The sequence below is a fragment of the Actinomadura rubteroloni genome (genome assembly GCF_002911665.1).
Taxonomy (GTDB): domain Bacteria; phylum Actinomycetota; class Actinomycetes; order Streptosporangiales; family Streptosporangiaceae; genus Spirillospora; species Spirillospora rubteroloni.
This window is the reverse complement of sequence record NZ_MTBP01000001.1, coordinates 2156336-2178383: the sequence shown is the minus strand read 5'-3', so window position 1 is coordinate 2178383 and position 22048 is coordinate 2156336. Positions and strand designations below refer to the sequence as shown.

Here is a 22048-nt window from a genome sequence, read left to right as displayed (position 1 = left end):
CGACACTCCTCAGTCCAGCGCGCGGCGCGCGCCATGGGCGCGCGCTGTGTCTCCCGCACGCCCACGCCGCGCCTCAAGCCGCGCGGTTTCGGGGCGGTCATGGGCTGTCGGGGGCGGGGCCGAAGGCGAGGATGGACGCGGTGTAGCCGTGGACGTGGTTGCGTCCGGCCACCGGGCCGATCTCGCCCGCCGCGAAGAAGCCGCCGACGCCCGCGCCCGCGAACGCGCGGCCGAGCAGGCGGGCGTCGTGGCCCGAGTCGGCGAACGTCGCGCGGCCCCGGCCGTTGCAGGAGAACAGCAGGGCGCCCTCCACCGCCAGGTCGAAGCGGTCGAGCAGCGCGGTGAGGTCGTCGTCGGCGGCGTCCGCGTCGCGGACCTGGAAGCGGACCGTGCGGCCGACGTCCACGACGTCGCCGATCGCGAGCGCGCCCGCCTCGGCGTCCGCGCCGACCACGCCGCGGACGAGGAAGTCGCCGCGCTCGTGCTCGTCGGCGTACTCGTCCATCGCGACGCCGATGAGCAGCCCGTGCCCGGCCAGCTCCCGGTCCTCCTCGGGCAGTTCGGCGATGATCTCCTCCAGCCGCTCCAGCGCCGGACGGCCCGCCAGTTCGTACAGGACGTTCTCCTCCGCGCGCGTCACGACCATGTCGGGGCCGATCGGACGGGCGCCCTGGCTGACCACCGTCGCCGCCGTCACCGGGCCGCCGACCACGAGCCCGACCGCGCCGCCGTCGTGCACCTCGCCGTCCACGAACAGCCGGATCGCGCCGCGCTCGCCGTCGGCGAGGCCGCCGACGAGCGGCAGGCCCGGCAGCGCCTCGGCGGACCGCTCCACGAACGCGTCCACCGGGAAGCCGTAGGGGTCGGCGAGCAGGACGCCGACGACGTCGTCGGCCCGCGTCTCGGGCATCCCGGCGACGACCAGCCGGTCCCCCGCGCGCAGCGTGTCCAGCCGGAACGGCTCCAGCCGCGCGCCGGGCAGCACCGCCGCCCACGCGCTGACCGCGCCCGCGCCCTCGACGCCGCGCCCGCCGCCGATGACGCCCGCCGAGCTGCACCCGAGCACGACGCGGGCGCCCGCGAGCGCGCCCGCGCGCCGGGCCGCCGCCGCGACCTGCTCGGGGTCGTCGCCGGAGACGAACACGAACAGCAGGTCGGGCGCCGCGTCCAGGCCGTCCAGGGCCCGCCGCACCGCGACCTCGGCGGCGGACACGAGGTCCGGCCCGACCGCCAAGCCATCACCGAACCGCGCCATCGGCACCTCTCCCGGTTGCGTCCACGCTCCTAGTCTCCCCGTCCCGGCACCCCTCCCCAAACACCTCCTGGCCGGACGGTAAGGGGGTGCGAACCCGCAGACCGCGACGTAGTGTCGGTCGCGTGCGCCCATCCACACCTCCTGAGACCACGCTCGGCGACCTCCGCGCCGGCGGCCACGTCCAGCGGACGGTGAAGGCGGAGATCCGCCACAACCTCCTCGCCCGGCTGCGGTCGGGCGAGCCGCGCTTCCCCGGCATCGTCGGCTTCGACGACACCGTGCTCCCCCATCTGGAACGCGCCCTGCTCGCCGGGCACGACCTGGTGCTGCTCGGCGAGCGCGGGCAGGGCAAGACGCGGCTGATCCGCACGCTCGGCGGGCTGCTGGACGAGTGGACGCCCGTCGTCGCCGGCTGCGAGATCAACGACCACCCCTACGAACCCGTCTGCGTGCGCTGCGTGCGGCTCGCGGCCGAGCAGGGCGACGACCTGCCCGTCGCGTGGCGGCACCGCGACGATCGGTTCGGCGAGAAGCTCGCCACGCCCGACACGGCCGTCGGCGACCTCATCGGCGACGTCGACCCGATCAAGGTGGCCGAGGGCCGGACGCTGGGCGATCCCGAGACCGTCCACTACGGGCTCGTCCCGCGCACCAACCGGGGCATCTTCGCGATCAACGAGCTGCCCGACCTCGCCGAGCGCATCCAGGTCGCGCTGCTGAACGTGCTGGAGGAGCGGGACGTCCAGATCCGCGGCTACGCGCTGCGGCTCCCGCTGGACGTGCTGCTCGTCGCGAGCGCCAACCCCGAGGACTACACCAACCGGGGCCGGATCATCACGCCGCTGAAGGACCGCTTCGGCGCCGAGATCCGCACGCACTACCCGCTCGCGCTGGACACCGAGCTGGACCTGATCCGCCAGGAGGCCGAGTTCGCCGACCTCGGCGGCGTGCCCGCCGAGGTGCCCGAGCACCTGGTCGAGGTGGTGGGACGGTTCACGCGGCTCGTCCGGGAGTCGTCCGCCGTGGACGCGCGGTCCGGCGTGTCGGCGCGGTTCGCGCTCGCCGGGGCCGAGACCGTCGCGGCCGGGGCGGTGCGCCGCGCCGCGCTCGCCGGGGAGGAGCGCGCGGTCGCCCGCGTCTGCGACCTGCCCGCGATCGTCCCGTCGCTGCTCGGCAAGGTGGAGTTCGAGGTCAGCGAGGAGGGCCGCGAGCAGGAGGTGCTGGAGCACCTGCTGCGCCGCGCGGTCGCCGAGACGTTCCGCCGGACGCTCGGCGCCGCCGACCTGGACGGGCTGCGCGCCCGGTTCGAGAGCGGCGCGAGCGTCGAGTCCGGCGAGCTGGTCGGGGCGGGCGAGCTGCTGCGCCGCGTCGGGCCGGTGCCGGGGCTGGCCCGGATGATGGAGCGCCTCGGCCTCAGCGGGGACTCGCCCGGCCAGGCCGCCGCCGCCCTGGAGTTCGCGCTGGAGGGGATGTTCCTGACCCGCCAGCTCTCCAAGGACGTCGGCGAGGGCTCGGACGGAACGGCCACCTACCGGACGTGATCGCGACGAGCGCGGGGAGGCGCAGATGAGCCGTTACCGCTACGGGCCGTACCACGACGGGCCGGATCCGCTGGCCCCTCCCTACGACGTCCGGTCGGCGCTCGACGCGGTCGGCGACGCGGTGCTGGACGGCACCCGCGCCGACGAGGCCCTGCGGGACCTGCTGCGCCGAGGCCTGCCCGGCGTCCGGGACCGGCGCGGCCTGGACGACCTGCTGCGCGAGGTCCGCGAGCGGCGCCGCGCGGTCCGCGACCGGGGCCGGCTGGACGGCACGCTGGAGCGCGTCCGGGCCCTGCTGGACACGGCGGTCGGGCAGGAGCGCGCCGAACTGTTCCCCGACCCGGGCGACGAGGCGCGGCTGCGCGAGGCGGAGCTGGACGCGCTGCCCGACGACACCGCGCAGGCCGTCCGCCGCCTGTCGGACTACCAGTGGCGGTCCGACGCGGCGCGGCGGACGTTCGAGCAGCTCAAGGACCTGCTGCGCCGGGACGTCCTGGACGCGCAGTTCCAGGGCATGCGGCAGGCCATGCAGAACCCCGACCCGGGCGCGATGGAGCGGGTCAAGGACATGATGGCCGCGCTCAACCAGATGCTGGACGCGGAGGCGCGCGGCGAGCACACCCCCGACGACTTCGACCGCTTCATGCAGGAGTACGGCGACTTCTTCCCCGAGCAGCCGCGGAACCTCGACGAGCTGGTCGACATCCTCGCCCGCCGCGCCGCCGCGATGGACCGGCTCATGGCGTCGCTGTCGCCCGAGCAGCGCGCCGAGCTGGCCGACCTGATGGACCAGGTCATGCAGGACGCGGGCCTGGCGCTGGAGATGGAACGGCTGACCGGCGCGCTGCGCGCCCGGCGGCCCGACCTCGGCTGGGGCGTCCCGGAGCGGATGACCGGCGACGCGCCGCTCGGCGTCGGGGACGCGACGTCCGCGCTCGCCGAGCTGGCCGACCTCGCCGAGCTGGAGGCGGCGCTCGCGCAGGACTATCCGGGCGCGCGGCTGGACGACATCGACGAGGACGCCGTCCGGCGGGCCCTCGGCCGCCGCGCCGTGGACGACCTCGCCGCGCTCCGCCGCATCGAGGCCGAGCTGGAGCGGCAGGGCTACCTGCGGCGGCGGCGCGGGAAGCTGGAGCTGACGGCCAAGGCCGTCCGGCGACTCGGCGAGACCGCGCTGCGCCGCGTGTTCTCCCGGCTGGACGGCGACCGGCAGGGCGACCACGACCAGCAGGACGCGGGCAAGGCCGGCGAGCTGACCGGCGCCACCCGCCCGTGGCGGTTCGGGGACGAGCAGCCGCTGGACGTCGTCGCGACCGTCCGCAACGCGATCCGCCGCACCGCCGGGGAGCGGCCGGGCGGCGCGGTGCGGCTCGCCGTGGACGACTTCGAGGTGCAGGAGACCGAGCGGCGCACGGGCGCGGCGGTGTGCCTGCTCGTGGACCTGTCGTACTCGATGGTCCTGCGCGGGACGTGGGGCGCGGCCAAGCAGACGGCGCTCGCGCTGCACTCACTGGTGACGAGCAAGTACCCGCAGGACGCGATCCAGATCGTCGGGTTCTCCAACTACGCGCGGACGCTGCACCCCACCGAGATGGCCGGGCTCGACTGGGACATGGTCCAGGGCACGAACCTCCACCACGCCCTGATGATCGCCGGACGCCATCTGGACCGCCACCCGGACTTCGAGCCGATCGTCCTGATCGTCACCGACGGCGAGCCGACCGCGCACCTGCGGCCGGACGGGCGGTCCCGCTTCGACTACCCGCCGTCGCCCGACACGCTCGTCCTGACGATGGCCGAGGTCGACAAGATGACGCGGCGCGGGGCGGGGATGAACTTCTTCATGCTCGCCGACGACCGGCGGCTCGTGTCGTTCGTGGAGGAGGTCGCGCGCCGCAACGGCGGCCGGGTGTTCGCGCCCGACGCCGAGCGCCTCGGCGAGTACGTCGTCAGCGACTACCTCCGGGTGCGCCGGTCGCGGCGCCGCGCCGCCGGGTGACACCGGGCCGGGACAGGTTAGGTTGGTCGTCATGTCGACCTCCGATCGCCTGCTGCTCGTCCTGCACGTCGGTTTCGCCATCTTCACGCTCGGGCCGCTGACGGCCGCGACGATGTCCACGCCCCGGTACATCCGGCAGGGCAACGTGACGGTCGTCCGCTATCTGCACCGCACGACGCAGATCTACGGGCTCGGGACGCTCGGCATCTTCCTGTTCGGCCTGTTCCTCGCCGACGGCGCGTTCTCCGAGGCGTGGCTGTCGGTGTCGATGACGCTGTTCGTCGTCGCGCTAGCGCTGCTGCTCGTCGTCGCGCGCGACCAGGGCCACGCGGTGAAGCTGCTCACCGAGCGCACGGCGAAGGACGCGGCCGAGGACGAGCCCGCCGGCGACGTCGCGCCGGCCGAGCGCGGCCGGATCGCCGCCCTGTCGGGGATCGTCGCGCTGCTGTGGCTCGTGATCCTCGTCCTGATGGTCTGGAACGGCTAGCCGCCGGCGCGCGGGCGCCCGTGCGCGCGGCGGGATCCGTCAGCGGGTGCGGGCGCGCAGGAACGCGAGGATGCGCGGGTAGACGCCCGGGTCGCTGAGCTGTGCGGTGCCGTGCCCGGCGCCGGTGACCGTCCGGACGGTCGCGGGCACCCCGACGGCGCGCAGCGCGCTCGCCAGCTCCGTGCTGTGCGTGACGGGCACGAAGTCACCGGCGGCGTGCATCAGCAGCATCGGCGCGTCGCCCGCGGACGCGTGCACGGCGGCGTCGGCGTCGTCCGCGCGGTCCCAGCACAGGTCGTCGTCGCCGGCGCCCGGGACGCAGCCGAGCAGGTCCACCACGGCGCGGCGCAGCTTGGCCTGGCGGGGCGACGCGTCCGGCGCGTCCCCCTGCCGGTAGGCGAGGTAGGGGTTGTTGACGGGCGACAGCGCCACGACGCCCCGCACCTGCTTCGCGCCCTCGCCGTAGGTGCCGAGCTGCGTCGCGAGCATCCCGCCCGCCGACGAGCCGACCGCCACGATCCGGCCGGGGTCGACGTTCCACCGCCGGGCGTTCTTCTTGACGAACCGCAGCGCGGCCAAGGCGTCGTCGCGCTGCGCGGGCCACACCGCGTGCGGCCCGGCGAGCCGGTAGTCGGCGGCGAAGACCGTGAAGCCGTCCCCGGCGAGGCGGCGCGCGACGTACTTCCAGTCCCGCTTGTCGCCCTCGATCCAGTAGCCGCCGTGCAGCAGCAGGACCGCCGGGCCGGGCCGGGAGCGCGCCGACTTCACGGGTGCGCGCCAGTACGCGTCCAGCCGCTGCTTCCCGCCCTTGCCGTAGGCGTAGGTGCGGAACCTCGGCAGGTCCGGCGTGACCATGACGGCCGAACCCGCCGCCACCGAGCCGCCCGACCGCGCGCCCGGCGGCACCGCCGGGGACGCCGCCGCGCCGGGCGGGACGAACCCCGCCGCGCCCGTGCCGACCGCGATCAGCACCGCACCCCACACCACTGCTCTGCGCACCCGCGGCCCTTTCCGGAGGAAGCTCTGGCGCGCTCAAGCATAGATGTTTGATCAAGCGCCGTCCGGGCAGAGCAGTCCGGTTGAGGTCAGCCCAGGGCACGTTCCAGGTCACGCAGCAGGTCACCCGCGTCCTCGATGCCGACGGAGAGGCGGACGAGGTCGTCGGGCACCTCCAGCGGCGAGCCCGACGCCGACGCGTGCGTCATCCGGTGCGGGTGCTCGATCAGCGACTCGACGCCGCCGAGCGACTCGCCGAGCGTGAACAGCTTGGTGTTCTCGCAGACCGCGACGGCCTCGGCCGCCGACGCCATCCGGAACGACACCATGCCGCCGAACTTCGTCATCTGCTTCACCGCGACGTCGTGCCCCGGGTGCCCGGGAAGGCCCGGGTACAGCACCTCGCGGACGCGCGGGTGCGCGGCGAGCAGCGCGACGACCCGCTCGGCGTTGGCGCAGTGCCGGTCCATCCGGACGGCGAGGGTCTTCACGCCGCGCAGCGTCAGCCACGCGTCGAACGGCCCCGCGACCGCGCCCATCGCGTTCTGGTGGAAGGCGAGCTGGTCGCCGAGGACGTTGTCGGCCGTGACCAGCGCGCCGCCGACCACGTCGGAGTGGCCGCCGATGTACTTGGTGGTCGAGTGGACGACCACGTCCGCGCCGAGCGCCAGCGGACGCTGCAGGTACGGCGAGGCGAACGTGTTGTCCACCGCCAGCAGCGCGCCCGCCTGGTGCGCCACGCTCGCCAGCGCGGCGATGTCGGCGATGCCGAGCAGCGGGTTGGTCGGCGTCTCCGCCCAGATCAGCACGGTCTCGGGCCGCATCGCCGCCCGCACCGCCGCGATGTCGCCGAGCGGCACCGGGTCGAACGACACGCCCCACGGCTCGGCGACCTTGGCGATCAGCCGGTAGGTGCCGCCGTAGGCGTCGTCGGGGATGACGATGTGGGAGCCGGGCCGGCAGACCGCGCGCAGCAGCGCGTCCTCGGCGGCGAGGCCGGACGCGAACGCCAGTCCCCGCGTGCCGCCCTCGATCTCGGCCAGGCACGTCTCCAGGGCCGTCCGGGTCGGGTTGGCCGAGCGCGAGTACTCGTAACCGCCGCGCAGGCCGCCGATGCCGTCCTGCTTGTAGGTCGACACCTGGTAGATCGGCGGGACGACGGCGCCCGTCGCCGCGTCCGGCTCCTGCCCGGCGTGGATGGCCAGCGTCTCGAAGGATCGCCGCACGTCGTTGTCCATGCGTATGAGGCTAGCGACCCCGCGCCCCTCCCGAAGGAGGAGAGGGGTCCACCCGAGGTATCAGCCCGAAAATGGGCTTGTGGGGTGAGCCGTCATGCGCTTTTGTTCTTTACCGTTTGTGGAGATACAGAGCCCAACCCCCCGAGTAAGGATCAACCATGTTCGCTGGTCTCGCGCGCTTCGTCGTGCGGCATCCGTGGTGGACCATCGTGAGCTGGCTGGTCGTCGCCGTGGTCGTCATCGCGTTCTCGCCCAAGTTGTCGACCAAGTCCGACCAGGGCGACTTCCTGCCGTCCAAGTACGAGTCGGCGCAGGCGATGAAGGTCGCCCAGAAGGCGTTCCCGCAGCAGGCCGACCAGACGACCGTGATCGTCGTGAAGCGCTCCGACGGCGGGGCGCTGACGACGCCGGACGTCGCGAAGGTCGGCCAGACGGCCGCGGCGCTGCAGGCCAAGAAGTACCCGACGGTCACCGCGGTCTCCACGTCCAAGGAGACGGTCGCTCCCAACAAGGCCGTCCAGGTCGTCGTCGTGGGCATGAAGGGCACGAGCACCGACGACAGCAAGAAGCAGGCCGACGCCGTGAAGGACATCCGGCTCGAGTTGCCGAAGCTGCTGTCGGGCAGCGGGCTGGAGGCCAAGGTCGGCGGTGACGTCGCCGGGTTCGTCGACAACGAGGACTCGTTCAACCAGTCCTTCGAGATCGTCGGCATCGCGACGTTCGTCCTGATCATCGGGCTGATCCTGCTGATCTTCCGGGCGCCGATCGCCGCCATCCTGCCGCTGATCGTGATCAGTGTCACGATGCAGGTGGTGATGGGGCTCGTCGGGGCCGCGTCGAAGGTGCTGAACTTCTCCAGCGACGACAGCCTCAGCATCATCATCCTGATCGTCCTGTTCGGCGTCGGCGCCGACTACTACCTGTTCCTCCTGTTCCGCTACCGCGAGCGGCTGCGGGCCGGTGAGGACAAGAAGACCGCGATGATCCAGTCGGTGGAGCGCGTCGGCGAGGTCATCGCCTCGGCCGCCGCCGCCATCGCCGTGACGTTCCTCGTCCTGCTGCTCGCCACGTTCGGCGCGTTCAAGGCGTGGGGGCCGTCGCTGGCCATCGCGGTCCTGTTCATGGGCATCACCGCCCTGACCCTGTTCCCCGCGATCATCTCGCTGCTCGGCACGGCGATCTTCTGGCCGTCCAAGTCGTGGAAGAAGCAGCCGAAGGCGCGCGTCTCGGCGGCCATCGGGCGCAGCATCGGACGGCGTCCGTGGCTGGCGGCGGTCGTGTCCGGCGGGCTCATGCTCGTCCTCGCCGCCGGGGTGTTCGGGTTCAAGGCCGACTACGACTTCGCGTCCGGCTTCCCGCAGGACACCGAGTCCGCGCAGGCCACCAAGGACATGGAGAAGGGCTTCCCGCCCGGCCTCACCAAGCCCGTCCAGGTCTACCTGAAGACCAACGACGGCTCGCCGGCCACCGACGCCCAGGTCGCCGCGTTCCGTGCGGCGGCCAACGGCGCCCCCGGCGTCGCCCGGGTGCAGGACCCCGTTCCCGCGCCGCTGGACAAGAGCGTCGTCCGGGTGGACCTGCTGCTGAAGAAGAACCCGGTCGCCAACGAGTCCGTCGTGCTGGTGAAGGACAAGCTGAGGCCGGCCGTCCACAAGGCCACGCCGGACGGCATGCGCTCCTACGTCGGCGGTGAGACGGCCCTGTGGTCGGACATCAACACCGTCAACAACCGGGACCTGTCGGTCACGCTGCCGGTGGCGGCGGTGCTCATCGCGGTGATCCTCGCGCTGCTCCTGCGGTCGGTCGTCGCCCCGGTGTACCTGGTGGCCGCGGTGCTCGTCGGCTTCGCGTCCACGCTCGGCAGCGCCGTCTACGTCTTCCAGGGCGGGCTCGGCGAGGCCGGGGTGACCTTCCAGTTGCCGATCATCCTCTACCTGTTCGTGCTGGCCATCGGGACGGACTACAACATCCTGATGACCGCGCGGCTGCGCGAGGAGGCCAAGGAGGGCCACGAGCCGCGCGAGGCTGCGGCGCTGGCCGTCCAGCACGGCGGGCCGACCGTCGCCGCGGCGGGCCTGATCCTCGCCGGGACGTTCTCGGTGATGATGCTGGCGAAGGTGTCCTTCCTCCAGCAGATGGGCTTCTCGGTCGCCATCGGGATCTCGATCGCCGCGTTCGTCATGTCGACGTTCCTCGTCCCGGGCCTCACGGCCATGCTGGGCCACCGCGCCTGGTGGCCGGGCCACGGGGACGCCCCGAAGAAGTCGCCCGCCGGCGAGGAGGAGGACTGGCAGGTCGCCACGGGCCTGCGCCGCTGAGAGACCGCCGGGAGGAGGGACGGGCCGGAAACACCGCCCATTTCCCCCGCCCCACCTCCCGGCTCACCTGAAGGAAACCCCGGCCTGGGGCGCTCGCCTAACGGCTCGCGCCCCAGGCCTTTCTCGTGCGAGCCGGGTCTCATTTCGTGCTCGTGCGGCGGGCGGGCGGTTAGGGTCGGGACGGTGACCGCGGGGATCGACACGCCGGATCGGCGGGGGCGGACGGGGCTGGACCGGGCGGGGCGGGACCTCACCGGGAACCCCCGGGTGAAGGTGCGCGACGTGCAGGTGCTGTCGTCGCACTGGTACGTGCTGCGCAACACCGTCTTCGACTACCAGGACCGGCACGGGCGCTGGACGACCCACGAGCGCGAGACCCACGACCGGGGCAACGGCGCGACGATCCTGCTCTACAACCGCGAGCGCCGGACGGTCGTGCTGATCCGGCAGTTCCGCTACCCGGCCTACGTCAACGGCCATCCGGACGGGATGCTGCTGGAGACGCCCGGCGGGCTGCTGGACGAGGACCGTCCCGAGGACGCCGTCCGCCGCGAGACCGCCGAGGAGACCGGGTACGTCATCGGCGAACTCGAACACGTCGTCGACGCGTACATGAGCCCGGGGTCGGTCACCGAGATCGTCCACTGCTACGCCGCGCCGGTCGAGGGCGAGCCGCAGATCGCGGGCGCGGCGGGCCTCGCCGAGGAGGGCGAGGACATCGAGGTCGTCGAGCTGCCGTTCGACCGCGCGCTCGCGATGACCCGCGACGGCGGGATCACCGACGCCAAGACGATCATGCTGCTCCAGTGGGCGGCGCTGGACGGCCCGTTCGCGCGCGCCTGAGGCGACTGTCGGACCCGGCGGGCATCATCGGGACATGGCGAAGATCCTGTACTCCTGCACGGCGTCGCTGGACGGCTTCATCGCCGGTCCGGGCGGCGACATGTCCTGGCTGACCGACCTCATCGGCCCCAACCCGGCCGTGGCGGACGTGATCGCCGAGATCGGCGCGCTGCTGATCGGGAACCGGTCGTTCCGCGGCGACGATCCGCATCGCGGTACCGAGAAGGAGGGCAAGGCGTTCGGCGGCGGCTGGGACGGGCCGCAGTTCGTCGTCACCCACCACGTGCCCGAGATGTCCGTGCCGGAGGTGACGTTCGTCGGCGACGTGGCGTCGGGCGTGGCCGCCGCCAAGGCCGCCGCGGGCGACAAGTACGTCAACGTGATCGGCGCGGACATCGCGCGGCAGTGCCTTGCGGCGGGCGTACTGGACGAGGTGCTGGTGATGACCGCGCCGATCCTGCTGGGCGACGGCGTCCGGCTGTTCGACCATCCGGGCGGCACGAGGGTCCGGCTGGAGCGCATCGCGGTGTCGCACGCGCCGCTGGCCACCAACCAGCGCTTTCGCGTCCGCGGCTGAACGGCACAGGTTCAGGCAAGAGTTCGCAAAGGATCGGTCGACTGCCGTACCGTCCTGCCCATGTCCAGGAACTGCGGGTGCGGATGATTCCGGCCGGTATCCACATGCTCTGCCCGTGCTGCGGCGGCGCGGGCGTGCGGCCCGTCCCGCGCGCCACCGTCCAGAACGGGGAGATCAGTACGGCCGTGTCGCCGGAGAACTGCCGTCCGTGCGAGGGCACCGGCTGGCTGCCGCCCAAGCACGACGACCCGTCCCCCGGCGCCGAGTGACCCCGGGTCAGGCGGGGCCGAGCAGGTCCCAGCGGTTGCCCGCGACGTCCAGGAACACCGCCACGCGGCCGTAGGGCTCGGTGCGGACGGGGCCGGTGAACTCGACGCCCGCCGCCGTCATCCGGGCATGGGCGGCGTCGAAGTCGTCCACGCGCAGGAAGAACGCGACGCGTCCGCCGACCTGGTCCCCGACCGCCGCCGCCTGGCGCTCGCCGTCCGCGCGGGCGAGCAGGATCCCGGTCCGCGCGCCGGGCGGCCGGACGACCACCCACCGCTTCGGGCGCCCGCCCTCGGTGGTCAGCGCCGGGGAGTCCTCGGCCAGCTCGAAGCCGAGCGCGCCGACGAAGAACGCGATCGCCGTGTCGTAGTCGTCGACGACGATCGCGGCCGATTCCAGGTGCATGCGCGGATCCTCTCCCGTGCCCGGCGCCGACTAGCCGTTCGCGAGGAAGGCCAGGAGGTCCTGGCGGGTGACGATGCCGGTGGGCTTGCCGTCCACGAGGACGACCGCCGCGTCCCGCCCCTCCAGGACGGACACCATCCGCGACACGGGCTCGCCGGAGCCGACGACCGGCAGCGGCGGGCTCATGTGCTTCTCCAGCGGCTCGTCCGGTCCGGCCTGGTCGGCGTAGAGGGCGTGGAGCAGCAGGCGCTCCTCGACCGCGCCGATGACCTCGCCGGCCATCACGTCGGGGTGCCCGGCGCCCGGCGACACGACCGGCATCTGCGACACGCCGAACTCGCGGAGCACCTTCACCGCCTCGCCGACCGACTCGGTGGGGTGCATGTGGACGAAGCTCGGGATCCCGTCGGACTGCGCGTCCGCCTTCTGGCCGAGGACGTCCCCGACCGTCGCCTCCGTGGTCGTCCGGTCCTCGCTGAACCCGTGCTGGCCCATCCACTCGTCGTTGAAGATCTTGCTGAGGTAGCCGCGCCCGCCGTCGGGCAGCAGGACGACGATCACGGCGTCCTGCGGGGCCGCCGCGGCGACGCGCAGGGCCGCGACCACCGCCATCCCGCAGGACCCGCCGACCAGCAGGCCCTCCTCGCGGGCGAGCCGCCGCGTCATGAGGAACGAGTCCTTGTCGGAGACGGCGATGACGTCGTCGCAGATCGTCCGGTCGTAGGTCTCGGGCCAGATGTCCTCGCCGACGCCCTCGGTCAGGTAGGGGCGGCCGGAGCCGCCGGAGTAGACCGAGCCCTCGGGGTCGGCGCCGATGATCTGGACGGCGCCGCCGGAGACCTCCTTGAGGTAGCGGCCGGTGCCGGTGATCGTCCCGCCGGTGCCGATGCCCGCGACGAAGTGCGTCACGGTTCCCTCGGTCTGCGCCCAGATCTCCGGGCCGGTCGTCGCGTAGTGCGACTCCGGGTTGTTCCGGTTGGCGTACTGGTTCGGCTTCCACGCGCCGGGGATCTCGGCGGCGAGCCGGTCCGACACCGAGTAGTACGAGTCGGGGTGCTCGGGCGAGACGGCCGTCGGGCACACGACGACCTCGGCCCCGTAGGCGCGCAGCACGTCGGTCTTGTCGCGGGCGACCTTGTCGGGGCAGACGAACACGCACCGGTAGCCGCGCTCCTGCGCGACGATGGCGAGGCCGACGCCGGTGTTGCCCGACGTGGGCTCCACGATCGTCCCGCCGGGCGCGAGTTCGCCGGACGCCTCGGCCGCCTCGATCATCCGGACGGCGATCCGGTCCTTCACCGAGCCGCCCGGGTTGAAGTACTCGACCTTGGCGAGGACCTGCGGACGGGCCCCGGTGACGACCCGGCGCAACCGCACCAGCGGTGTGTTCCCCATCAACTCGACCAGCGAATCGTTCACCTGCATCGCGACTCCCCCTGCCGGACGGGCGCCCGTGGCGCTGATCGTTTCATCGTGTTACATCCCTGTTCAGCCCGCGTGTACTGCGACGGTCGGGGATGCGGTTTCGGATAGATTCCAGTTTCCGACGGTAACCCAGAACGGCGTTCGCGGGCATCACCGCCGTAGGGGCCGGGTGCGCGGAGGTGGCAGATGAGGTTGCTGAGAGCGCTGCGGGCGCGGCGGATCGCCGCGGCGGCGGCGTACGGGGGCGGCGGGATCACCGCCGTCGGCGGGCTGACGATCGGGCTGGTCCTGGTCGAGGCGCGGCTGGCCAAGAAGATGATCAGGGCGACGCCGAGCACGCCGCCGCCGGTCGCCGACGGCGTGTTCGGGCCGGACACCGGCGCGCCGCTGTCGTTCGTGATGCTGGGCGACTCGACGGCGGCGGGCCTCGGCGTCCACGAGCCCGACGAGACACCGGGCGCGCTGCTGGCGGCGGGCCTGTCGGCGATCGCGGGACGGCCGGTGAAGCTGACCAACGTCGCGCTGTCGGGCGCGCGGTCGTCGATGCTGCCCGAGCAGGTGGACCGGGCGCTGGCGGCGAGCCCGGACGTCGCCGTCATCATGATCGGCGCCAACGACGTCACCGCGCGGATCGCGGCGGCCGAGTCGGTCGGGCACCTGGCGGCGGCGGTGGAGCGGCTGCGCGCGGCGGGCTGCGAGGTCGTCGTCGGGACGTGCCCGGACCTCGGTTCGGTGAAGCCGCTCTGGCAGCCGCTGCGCTGGATCGCGCAGAACGCCAGCCGGCGGCTCGCGGCGGCGCAGACGATCGTGGTGGTGGAGCGCGGCGGCCGGTCGGTGTCGCTCGGCGACCTGCTCGGCCGCGAGTTCGCCGCCGACCCGCGCGAGATGTTCAGCGCCGACCGGTACCACCCGTCGGCGCGCGGGTACGCGGCGGCGGCGATGGCGGTGCTGCCGTCGATGGCGGCGGCGCTGGACCTGGAGCCGGACTTCGACGTCCTGCCCGACCCCCGGCGCCGGACGGGCGTGCTCCCGGTCTACCTCGCGGCGGCGGAGGCGGCGGACGAGCCGGGCACCGAGGTCGCGGGGACGCGCGTCGCGGGCACCGACCAGGGGCCGCGCGGCCGGTGGGCGACGCTGTTGCGCCGCCGGGGCGTGCCCGAGGCGGCGCCGACGACGCCGGGCGCCGTTTGACCGGGCGCAATGTCCCGTTTGTCCCGTGGGCGGCGGCCCGGTGCTCACCGCACTGTTAGACGAAGTGTCAATGATGTGCGGTACCCGACATGTACGGGCCTGCACCGGGAACGCTAGATTCACAAGCGACCGGCGAGTAACCAACGATCGCCGCCCAAAGGAGACCAAGGAGTCCCGACATGCCCGAGGCAGTCATCGTCGCAACCGCGCGCTCGCCGATCGGCCGTGCTTTCAAGGGGTCGCTGAAGGACGTCCGCGGCGACGACCTGACCGCGCAGATGGTCGCCGCCGCGATGGCGAAGGTGCCGCAGCTCGACCCGTCCCAGATCGACGACCTGCTCCTCGGCTGCGGCCTGCCCGGCGCCGAGCAGGGCCACAACCTGGGCCGCGTCGTGTCCGTCCTGCTGGGCTGGGACAACGTGCCCGGCGCGACGATCACGCGGTACTGTTCGTCCTCGCTCCAGACCACCCGCATGGCGCTGCACGCGATCAAGGCCGGCGAGGCCGACGTGATCGTCTCCGCCGGCGTGGAGACCGTCAGCCGGTTCATCAAGGGCAGCAGCGACGGCATGCCCGACACCGAGAACCCGGTGTTCGACGACGCCAAGGCCCGCACCGCCAAGACCGCCGAGGGCGGCGCCGGCGTGTGGCGCGACCCGCGCGAGGACGGCAACATCCCGGACGTCTACATCGCGATGGGCCAGACCGCCGAGAACGTGGCGAGCCTCAAGGGCGTCAGCCGGCAGGCGCAGGACGAGTTCGCGGTCCGCTCGCAGAACCTCGCCGAGAAGGCCATCGCCAACGGCTTCTGGGAGCAGGACATCACCCCGGTGACCCTGCCCGACGGCACGGTCGTCAACAAGGACGACGGCCCGCGTCCCGGCACCACCTACGAGAAGGTGTCCTCGCTCCAGCCGTCGTTCCGCCCGGACGGCACCATCACGGCGGGCAACTGCTGCCCGCTGAACGACGGCGCCGCCGCCGTCGTCGTCATGAGCGACACCAAGGCCGCCGAGCTGGGCCTCACCCCGCTCGCGCGGATCGTGTCCACCGGCGTGACCGGCCTGTCCCCCGAGATCATGGGCCTCGGCCCGGTGGAGGCGTCCCGCCAGGCCCTCTCCCGCGCGGGCCTGACGATCGACGACATCGACCTCGTGGAGATCAACGAGGCGTTCGCCGCGCAGGTGCTGCCGTCGGCGGACGAGCTGGGCATCGACATCGACAAGCTGAACGTCAACGGCGGCGCGATCGCGGTCGGCCACCCGTTCGGCATGACCGGCGCCCGGATCACGTCCACGCTGATCAACAGCCTGCGGTTCCACGACAAGCAGTTCGGTCTGGAGACCATGTGCGTCGGCGGCGGCCAGGGCATGGCGATGGTGCTGGAGCGCCTGAGCTGACCCGCGCCCCGCAACGCGAAGGCCCCCGCCGGACGCATCCGGCGGGGGCCTCGTCGTGTGCGGCTAGTTGCGTCCGCCCGCGAAGTAGGACAGGAAGCGCAGCAGCTCCAGGTAGATCCAGACCAGGCTGAGCGTCAGGCCGAAGGCGCAGTACCAGGCGAAGTTCTCCGGGGCGCGCTCGGCGACGCCGCGCTCGATCGTGTCGAAGTCGAGCAGCAGGAAGAAGCAGCCGACGAGGATCGCGACGACGCTGAACACGTAGGCGAGCGGGCTGGACGCGTCGCGGATGCCGATGCCGCTGTCGCCGCCGAACGCCGAGACCAGCAGGTCCACGATCATCAGGCCCATCAGCCCGAACCCGGCCGCGACGACGAACCGGACGAACCGGGGCGTCACCCGGACGATCCGCAGCGCGTGCACGGCGAGCGTCGCGCCGAACGCGAGCGCGGTGCCGACGACGGCCTGGAACGCGATGCCGTGGTACAGGTCGTTGTAGGCGTGGCTGAGGACCCCGACGACGATGCCGTAGACGGCGGCGAACGCCAGCACGAGCGGCGCGTTGGCCTTGCGCCCGAACGTGATGAACGCCCAGATGCCGAGTTCGGCGATCGTCGCGACCACCAGCACCGGCGCCGCCGACGCGGTCGGGACGAGCGCCCAGGTGAGCGCCGCCGCGACGACCAGCGTGCCGAGCGTGAAGAAGCCGCGGACGACGACGTCGTCCAGGGTCATGGGACGGGACGGCGCGTACGCCGGCCCGCCGGGCAGCGTCTCGGGCGCCCCGTACCCGCTGTACGCCCCCGCACGCTGGCGGAAGTTCTGGCCCCGGAACGCGGGGTTCCTGCTCTCCACTGTGTCCTCCATCCGGGCCGCCACCGGTCCTCGTGATGGTAGACGCGACGGCGCCGACGATCGTTCCCCCGCGCGTGTCGCGGACACATAACAATGCCCGTGACGTTCATCGCGGTGGACGGGTGCCCCTGGTCGGAGTTGAACCGACACGATGAAGCTCTTTTAGGGAGCCCGCCTCTAACCGTTGGGCCACAGGGGCGGCGCCAGCATATCGCTACGCACGGTGACTAGTCATCCACTCACCGGACACGGAGCGTCAGCGGCTGAGAATGGCGCGTTCCTCGACGAGGGTCGTCCCGGCGCGGCCGTCGCGGTCCCGGCGGATGGCGGCGATCTCGTGGACGCCGACCCGTCCGCTCTCGCAGGCCAGCGCGGACGCGGCGAGGTAGAGGAGCCAGACCCGGGCGCGTCCCTCCCCCGCCAGCTCGGCGCACTCGGCCCAGTGCCGCTGCAACCCCGCCGCCCAGGCGCGCAGCGTGCGGGCGTGGTGCTCGCGCAGCGCGGTGACGGCGCGGACCTCCAGCCCGGCGTCCTCCAGCGCGGCGACCTGCTCGCCGAGCGTCCGCAGTTCGGCCTCGCCGGGGAACATGTAGCTGGTCGTGAAGGTGCGGCGGACCTCGTGCGGGCCGGGACGGCGGGACGTCCGCTGGAGCACGAGCCGGCCGCCGGGGGCGAGCAGTTCGTAGAGCCGGGAGACGGGCAGGTCCGGCGACTCCACGCCGCCGAGCCCGGCGACGGCGTCGTAGGGGCCGTCGCCCGCCGCGTCCAGCCCGCCGTCGCGGACGTCCACGCCCTCGACGCGCGCGGCGCGCAGGTGCTCGGCCTGCTCGGGCGTGCGGGCGAGCGCGACGACCCGGGCGCCCGCGGCGGCGGCGCGGCGGGCGAACGCGCCCCAGCCCGCGGACAGGTCGAGGACGCGGGCGCCGGGGAACAGGCCGAGCCGTTCGGCGACGCAGTCCAGGGCGGCGCGCTGGGCGTCCTCCAGGTCGACGGCCTGGTCCCACAGGCCGCTGCCGTGCGCGAGCGACGGGCCGAGCATCCGGGCGAAGAACGCTGCGGGCGCCCGCAGCGGCGCCTCGGCGGCGGGCGCGCGGCCCGCCGGGAACTCCTCGGCGGGCGGACGCGGCTCGGGGCCGACCGCGCCGAGCATGACGGCCGTCCGGACGATCTCGCGCTTGTCGTCGCCGCTCAGCCGGATGGGCTCGTCGCCGCTGCGCATGACGCGCTGGACCGCTCCGAGTGCGGCGAACACGTCGCCCTCGATGTCCAGCTCGCCCGCGACGTAGGCGCGGACGAGCCCCATCTCGCCCGGCTTCCACAGCAGCCGGCGCAGCGCGCGGCGGTGCCGCAGCACGAACGCGGGCGCCCCGGCGGGGCCGACCGCGCTGCCGTCCCAGGCGCGGACCTGGACGGGCAGTTCGCCGGCGCCGCCCTCGTCGCCGAGGAGGATCCGGGTGAGCAGGGGGGTGAGGCGGCCCGCGACACCGTCCTGCATGCGCCTCCCCCCGTCAGCTCCGGCCGGCCAGCTCGAACTCCTCGTGCGGGCGTTCCAGTTCGGCGAGCGAGACGATCTCACGCCGGAAGAAGAGCGCCAGGGTCCAGTCCGCCGTCACCCGCATCTTACGGTTGAACGTCGGCATGCGTGACAGGTGGTACGCGCGGTGCATGAACCACGCGGGCAGGCCGCGCAGCTTGACGCCGTAGACGTTCGCGACGCCCTTGTGCAGCCCGAGGCCCGCGACGGACCCGACGTAGGCGTGCTTGTAGGGCGTCCGGTCCTTGCCGCGCAGGTCGGCGACGATGTTGTCGGCGAGGCGGCGGGCCTGCCGGACGGCGTGCTGCGCGTTCGGCGCGGTGAACTCCCCCTTGCCCGACAGATCGGGCACGCGGGCGTTGTCCCCGGCGGCGTAGACGTGGGGACGGCCCTCGGCGACGAGATCGGCGCCGACCGTGACGCGCCCCTTGTCGTCCAGCGGCAGGTCGCTGTTCCGGACGACGGGGTGCGCCTTCACGCCGGCCGTCCAGACGAGCGTGGCGGCGTCGAACTCCTCGCCGTCGCTCAGGACGATGTGCCGGTTCTCGGCCGATTTCAGCAGCGTCTCCAGCTTGACCTCGATGCCGCGCCGGCGCAGGGCCTCGGCCGTCCAGCGGCCCATCTCGGGGCCGACCTCGGGCAGGACGCGGTCGGTGGCCTCGACCATCATCCAGCGCATGTCCGCCGGGTCGATGCCGTACCAGCGGCACGCGTCGCGGGCCATGTCCTCCAGTTCGGCGAGGGCCTCGATCCCGGCGAAGCCCGCGCCGACGAACACGAACGTCAGCGCGCGGCGGCGGACCGCCGGGTCGTCGTTGGACGCGGCCACGTCGAGCTGGTGCAGGACGTGGTTGCGCAGGTAGATGGCCTCCTCGATGGTCTTGAACCCGATGCCGCAGGACGCGAGGCCGGGGATCGGGAGCGTGCGGGACACCGAGCCGAGCGCGACGACGAGCACGTCGTAGGGGATCTGCTGCTCGGCGTGCTCGTCCGCCCCGGCCGGGCGGTAGGTCACGCAGCGGTGCGCGTCGTCCACTTGGGTGACATAGCCGTTGCGGACGCGGCAGCGTTTCAGGACCTTGCGCAGCGGCGCGACGACGTGCCGGGGCTCCAGGTTGCCCGCCGCGGCCTCCGGCAGGAACGGCTGGTAGGTCATGTAGGACTGCGGGTCGATGACGGTGATGGTGACGTCGCCGCGGCGCAGGTCGCGGCGCAGTTTCCGCTGGAGGCGCAGCGCGGTGTACATGCCGACGTAGCCGCCGCCGAGGATCACGATCCGCCGGGGGTTTCGCTCAGGAGCCATGGGACGCCGATACCCCGATCCGCGGCGCCCTCACCGGACGTGACCCGGCGCACAGAGAAATCCGTCAAACACGGCGAACCTGGGTGAACTCGGGCGCGTCCTATCTCTCGGTGCCCGACGGGACGGGGCCGACGGGGGCCGGTCCCGTCCCGCTTCAGGACACCGCTCAGGACGCCAGCGCGCGGGCGCGCGTGAAGATCGCGTCGAGCATCGCCTCGGTGACGCGCCCGGTGAACGTGTTCTGCTGGCTCGGGTGGTAGCAGCCGAGCAGCGTGACGTCCCGTCCGTGCGGGCCGGGCAGCAGGACCTCGGCGCCGTGCCCGAACGGCGGGCGCGGGCGCGGCATCGCGTACCCGGCGTCCCGCAGCGCGGGCCACACGGCCTGCCACGCGAACCCGCCGAGCGCGACCACGCAGCGCACCGACGGCGCGACCTCGGCGACCTCGCGCTCCAGCCACGGCAGGCAGGCGCGCCGCTCGTCGGGCGTCGGCTTATTGTCGGGCGGGGCGCAGCGGACGGCCGCGACAACCCGGACGCCGGACAACTCCTGCCCGTCCCCCGCCCGGACGCTCGTCTCCCGCGCCGCGAGGCCCACCCGGTGCAGCGACGCGAACAGCCAGTCGCCGGAGCGGTCGCCGGTGAAGATCCGCCCGGTGCGGTTGCCGCCGTGCGCGGCCGGGGCCAGGCCCGAGATCAGGATCGTCGGCTCGTCCGCGCCCCAGCCCGGCACCGGACGCCCCCAGTACTCCTCCTCGGCGAACATCCGCCGCCGCTCCACCGCGACCTTCTCCCGCCACGCGACGAGACGGTCGCACGCGCGGCACACCGACTCGCGCGCCACGACCTCGGCCAGGTCCGGCGCGCTCGCGGCCAGCGCCACGACGTCCGCCGCGTCGCGCGCGACGGGCGTGTCCGGCGCGGCCGGATCCTCGGGCCACCCGGTGCCGGGCGGGACGAACGGACGGTTCCCCACGGCTCAGGCCAGGGACCAGGCGATGCCGTCGAGGATGTCGTGCTCGCTGACGATCACGGCCCCGAACCCGAACTCGCGCATGATGCGGTCCAGGATGAGCGCGCCCGCGCCGATGACGTCCACGCGCCCCGGGTGCATCACGCCGATCTCGGAGCGTTCCGCGCGGGACGCGTGCAGCAGGTCGCGGGTCACGTCGTGCACCTGGCCCGCCGTGATCCGGCTCAGGTGGATGCGCCCGGAGTCGTATTCGGGCAGTTCCAGCGCGATGCCCGCGACCGTCGTCACCGAGCCCGCCAGACCGACGAGCGTGCGCGCCTCGTCCACCGGCACGGACGCGCGGACGAGCCGCAGCGCCGCGTCGATGTCGGCCACGGCCGCGCTGATCTGGCCCGGCGACGGCGGGTCGCCGTCCTTCAGGTGCCGCTCGGTCATCCGGACGCACCCGATGTCCACCGACCGCGCCGCGCGCACCGACGAGCCGCCGAGCACGAACTCGGTCGAGCCGCCGCCGATGTCCACGACCAGGTATGGACGGGCCGGACGCAGCTCCATCAGTTCCCGGGTCGCGCCCGCGAACGACAGCGCCGCCTCCTCCTCGCCCGTGACGACCTCGGGGGCCGTCCCGAAGATCTCCACGACGCCCGCGACGAACGCGTCCCGGTTGGCGGCGTCGCGGGTCGCGCTCGTCGCGACGACCCGGACCTTCTCCGCGCCGTGCCGCGCGATCAGCTCGGCGTAGCCGCGCATGGCGGTGAACGTCCGGTCCAGGGCGGCGTCCGACAGCCGTCCGGTGCGGTCCACGCCCTCGCCGAGCCGGACGATCTCCATCCGCCGCTCGACGTCGGTGAGCGCCGCGCCGGCGACGTCGGCGACGAGCAGCCGGACCGAGTTGGTGCCGCAGTCCACGGCCGCGACGCGCGTCACCGTTCCTCCTCCGCTTCCGGCCGGACGCAGGGTCCCGACCGCCACCACTCGGGCAGCGCGTCCAGCGCCTCCCGGCCGAACGGGTTGGCGCCCGGCACGGCCAGCTCGTGCGCGATCAGCGCGTGCAGGCACTTGACCCGCTCGGGCATGCCCCCGGCGCTCTGCGTCCCGGCGGGCAGCGGCTCGACGCCGTCCTCGGCCGCCGCCGCGTCGCGGCGGGCCAGGTAGTCGTCGTGCGCGGCCCGGTAGGCGGCGGCCAGCTCCGAGTCCTCGGCGAGCCTGGCCTGCATCTCGCGCATCACGCCGCTTCCCTCCAGCGTCCCGATCGCGGACGCGGCCTTCGGGCAGGTCAGATAGAACAGGGTCGGGAACGGCGTTCCGTCGGGGAGGCGCGGCGCCGTCTCGATCACCGCGGGCCGTCCGCACGGGCAACGGTACGCCACCCGCCGGATCCCGCGGGGCGTACGGCCGAGCTGGGCCGCGACGGCGGCCTCGTCTGTTGCGTCGATCATCCTCGGGC

The 22048-nt window shown here is 73.4% G+C and carries 20 protein-coding genes and 1 tRNA gene; 9 read left to right on the top strand and 12 right to left on the bottom strand.

Going from position 1 to position 22048, the window contains the following annotated elements; translation table 11 throughout:
• Positions 1-97 precede the first annotated feature (97 nt).
• Positions 98-1255: an FIST signal transduction protein gene (locus tag BTM25_RS09640; RefSeq protein ID WP_103562330.1), complete on the bottom strand. Its 1158-nt coding sequence runs from the start codon at positions 1253-1255 to the stop codon at positions 98-100.
• A gap of 122 nt (positions 1256-1377) precedes the next feature.
• Here BTM25_RS09640 and BTM25_RS09635 point away from each other — a divergent pair, with 122 nt between their 5' ends.
• The 3 genes from BTM25_RS09635 to BTM25_RS09625 are packed head-to-tail and all read left to right on the top strand — an operon-like array spanning position 1378 to position 5282.
• On the top strand, positions 1378-2796 hold the full coding sequence (locus BTM25_RS09635; RefSeq protein ID WP_103562329.1) for a sigma 54-interacting transcriptional regulator: 1419 nt from the start codon (positions 1378-1380) through the stop codon (positions 2794-2796).
• Between the two features lie 25 nt (positions 2797-2821).
• Positions 2822-4795, top strand: a complete 1974-nt coding sequence (locus tag BTM25_RS09630) for a vWA domain-containing protein (protein WP_103562328.1) — start codon at positions 2822-2824, stop codon at positions 4793-4795.
• A gap of 31 nt (positions 4796-4826) precedes the next feature.
• Entirely contained in the window at positions 4827-5282 is a 456-nt protein-coding gene (locus tag BTM25_RS09625; RefSeq protein ID WP_103562868.1) for a hypothetical protein, read from the top strand.
• Between the two features lie 39 nt (positions 5283-5321).
• Here the strand turns inward: BTM25_RS09625 and BTM25_RS09620 are convergent, their stop codons facing one another.
• The gene (locus tag BTM25_RS09620) at positions 5322-6281 is read right to left on the bottom strand and encodes an alpha/beta hydrolase (RefSeq protein ID WP_235828317.1); all 960 of its coding nucleotides are present in this window, start codon (positions 6279-6281) and stop codon (positions 5322-5324) included.
• Positions 6282-6367: 86 nt separating this feature from the next.
• On the bottom strand, positions 6368-7516 hold the full coding sequence (locus BTM25_RS09615) for a cystathionine gamma-synthase (protein WP_103562327.1): 1149 nt from the start codon (positions 7514-7516) through the stop codon (positions 6368-6370).
• Between the two features lie 158 nt (positions 7517-7674).
• On the opposite strand from BTM25_RS09615, the gene BTM25_RS09610 reads away from it, so the two are divergent.
• The 4 genes from BTM25_RS09610 to BTM25_RS09595 all read left to right on the top strand — a co-directional run bounded on the left by BTM25_RS09610 (position 7675) and on the right by BTM25_RS09595 (position 11523).
• A complete protein-coding gene (locus BTM25_RS09610; RefSeq protein WP_103562326.1) occupies positions 7675-9834 on the top strand; it encodes an MMPL family transporter in 2160 nt (719 codons plus the stop codon).
• A gap of 183 nt (positions 9835-10017) precedes the next feature.
• Positions 10018-10677 (top strand): NUDIX domain-containing protein, encoded by a 660-nt coding sequence (locus tag BTM25_RS09605; protein WP_103562325.1) that lies wholly within the window; start codon positions 10018-10020, stop codon positions 10675-10677.
• Positions 10678-10711: 34 nt separating this feature from the next.
• On the top strand, positions 10712-11254 hold the full coding sequence (locus BTM25_RS09600; protein ID WP_103562324.1) for a dihydrofolate reductase family protein: 543 nt from the start codon (positions 10712-10714) through the stop codon (positions 11252-11254).
• Positions 11255-11331: 77 nt separating this feature from the next.
• Positions 11332-11523, top strand: coding sequence for a hypothetical protein (locus BTM25_RS09595; RefSeq protein ID WP_103562323.1), 192 nt, complete (start codon positions 11332-11334; stop codon positions 11521-11523).
• 7 nt (positions 11524-11530) lie between these two features.
• On the opposite strand, the gene BTM25_RS09590 is transcribed toward BTM25_RS09595, so the two are convergent.
• The gene (locus tag BTM25_RS09590) at positions 11531-11926 is read right to left on the bottom strand and encodes a VOC family protein (protein WP_103562322.1); all 396 of its coding nucleotides are present in this window, start codon (positions 11924-11926) and stop codon (positions 11531-11533) included.
• A gap of 30 nt (positions 11927-11956) precedes the next feature.
• Complete coding sequence (locus tag BTM25_RS09585) at positions 11957-13351, bottom strand: cystathionine beta-synthase (protein ID WP_103562321.1); 1395 nt, start codon at positions 13349-13351, stop codon at positions 11957-11959.
• Positions 13352-13537: 186 nt separating this feature from the next.
• On the opposite strand from BTM25_RS09585, the gene BTM25_RS09580 reads away from it, so the two are divergent.
• Together BTM25_RS09580 and BTM25_RS09575 are read left to right on the top strand one after the other, a co-directional pair.
• Positions 13538-14542 (top strand): SGNH/GDSL hydrolase family protein, encoded by a 1005-nt coding sequence (locus tag BTM25_RS09580; RefSeq protein WP_103562320.1) that lies wholly within the window; start codon positions 13538-13540, stop codon positions 14540-14542.
• 179 nt (positions 14543-14721) lie between these two features.
• On the top strand, positions 14722-15942 hold the full coding sequence (locus BTM25_RS09575) for an acetyl-CoA C-acetyltransferase (protein WP_103562319.1): 1221 nt from the start codon (positions 14722-14724) through the stop codon (positions 15940-15942).
• Positions 15943-16005: 63 nt separating this feature from the next.
• Here the strand turns inward: BTM25_RS09575 and BTM25_RS09570 are convergent, their stop codons facing one another.
• The 7 genes from BTM25_RS09570 to BTM25_RS09540 all read right to left on the bottom strand — a co-directional run bounded on the left by BTM25_RS09570 (position 16006) and on the right by BTM25_RS09540 (position 22040).
• Positions 16006-16794, bottom strand: a complete 789-nt coding sequence (locus BTM25_RS09570; RefSeq protein WP_235828316.1) for a Bax inhibitor-1/YccA family protein — start codon at positions 16792-16794, stop codon at positions 16006-16008.
• A 123-nt stretch (positions 16795-16917) separates the two neighbouring features.
• Positions 16918-16993: transfer RNA gene (locus tag BTM25_RS09565), tRNA-Leu, on the bottom strand.
• A gap of 57 nt (positions 16994-17050) precedes the next feature.
• A complete protein-coding gene (locus BTM25_RS09560; RefSeq protein ID WP_103562318.1) occupies positions 17051-18289 on the bottom strand; it encodes a class I SAM-dependent methyltransferase in 1239 nt (412 codons plus the stop codon).
• A 13-nt stretch (positions 18290-18302) separates the two neighbouring features.
• On the bottom strand, positions 18303-19631 hold the full coding sequence (locus BTM25_RS09555) for an NAD(P)/FAD-dependent oxidoreductase (protein WP_103562317.1): 1329 nt from the start codon (positions 19629-19631) through the stop codon (positions 18303-18305).
• Between the two features lie 166 nt (positions 19632-19797).
• Positions 19798-20604, bottom strand: coding sequence for a uracil-DNA glycosylase (locus BTM25_RS09550; RefSeq protein ID WP_103562316.1), 807 nt, complete (start codon positions 20602-20604; stop codon positions 19798-19800).
• Between the two features lie 3 nt (positions 20605-20607).
• Positions 20608-21528 (bottom strand): Ppx/GppA phosphatase family protein, encoded by a 921-nt coding sequence (locus BTM25_RS09545; protein WP_103562315.1) that lies wholly within the window; start codon positions 21526-21528, stop codon positions 20608-20610.
• Complete coding sequence (locus BTM25_RS09540) at positions 21525-22040, bottom strand: DUF501 domain-containing protein (protein WP_103562314.1); 516 nt, start codon at positions 22038-22040, stop codon at positions 21525-21527. Before BTM25_RS09540 ends, BTM25_RS09545 begins: the two co-directional genes overlap by 4 nt.
• Positions 22041-22048: the final 8 nt, after the last annotated feature.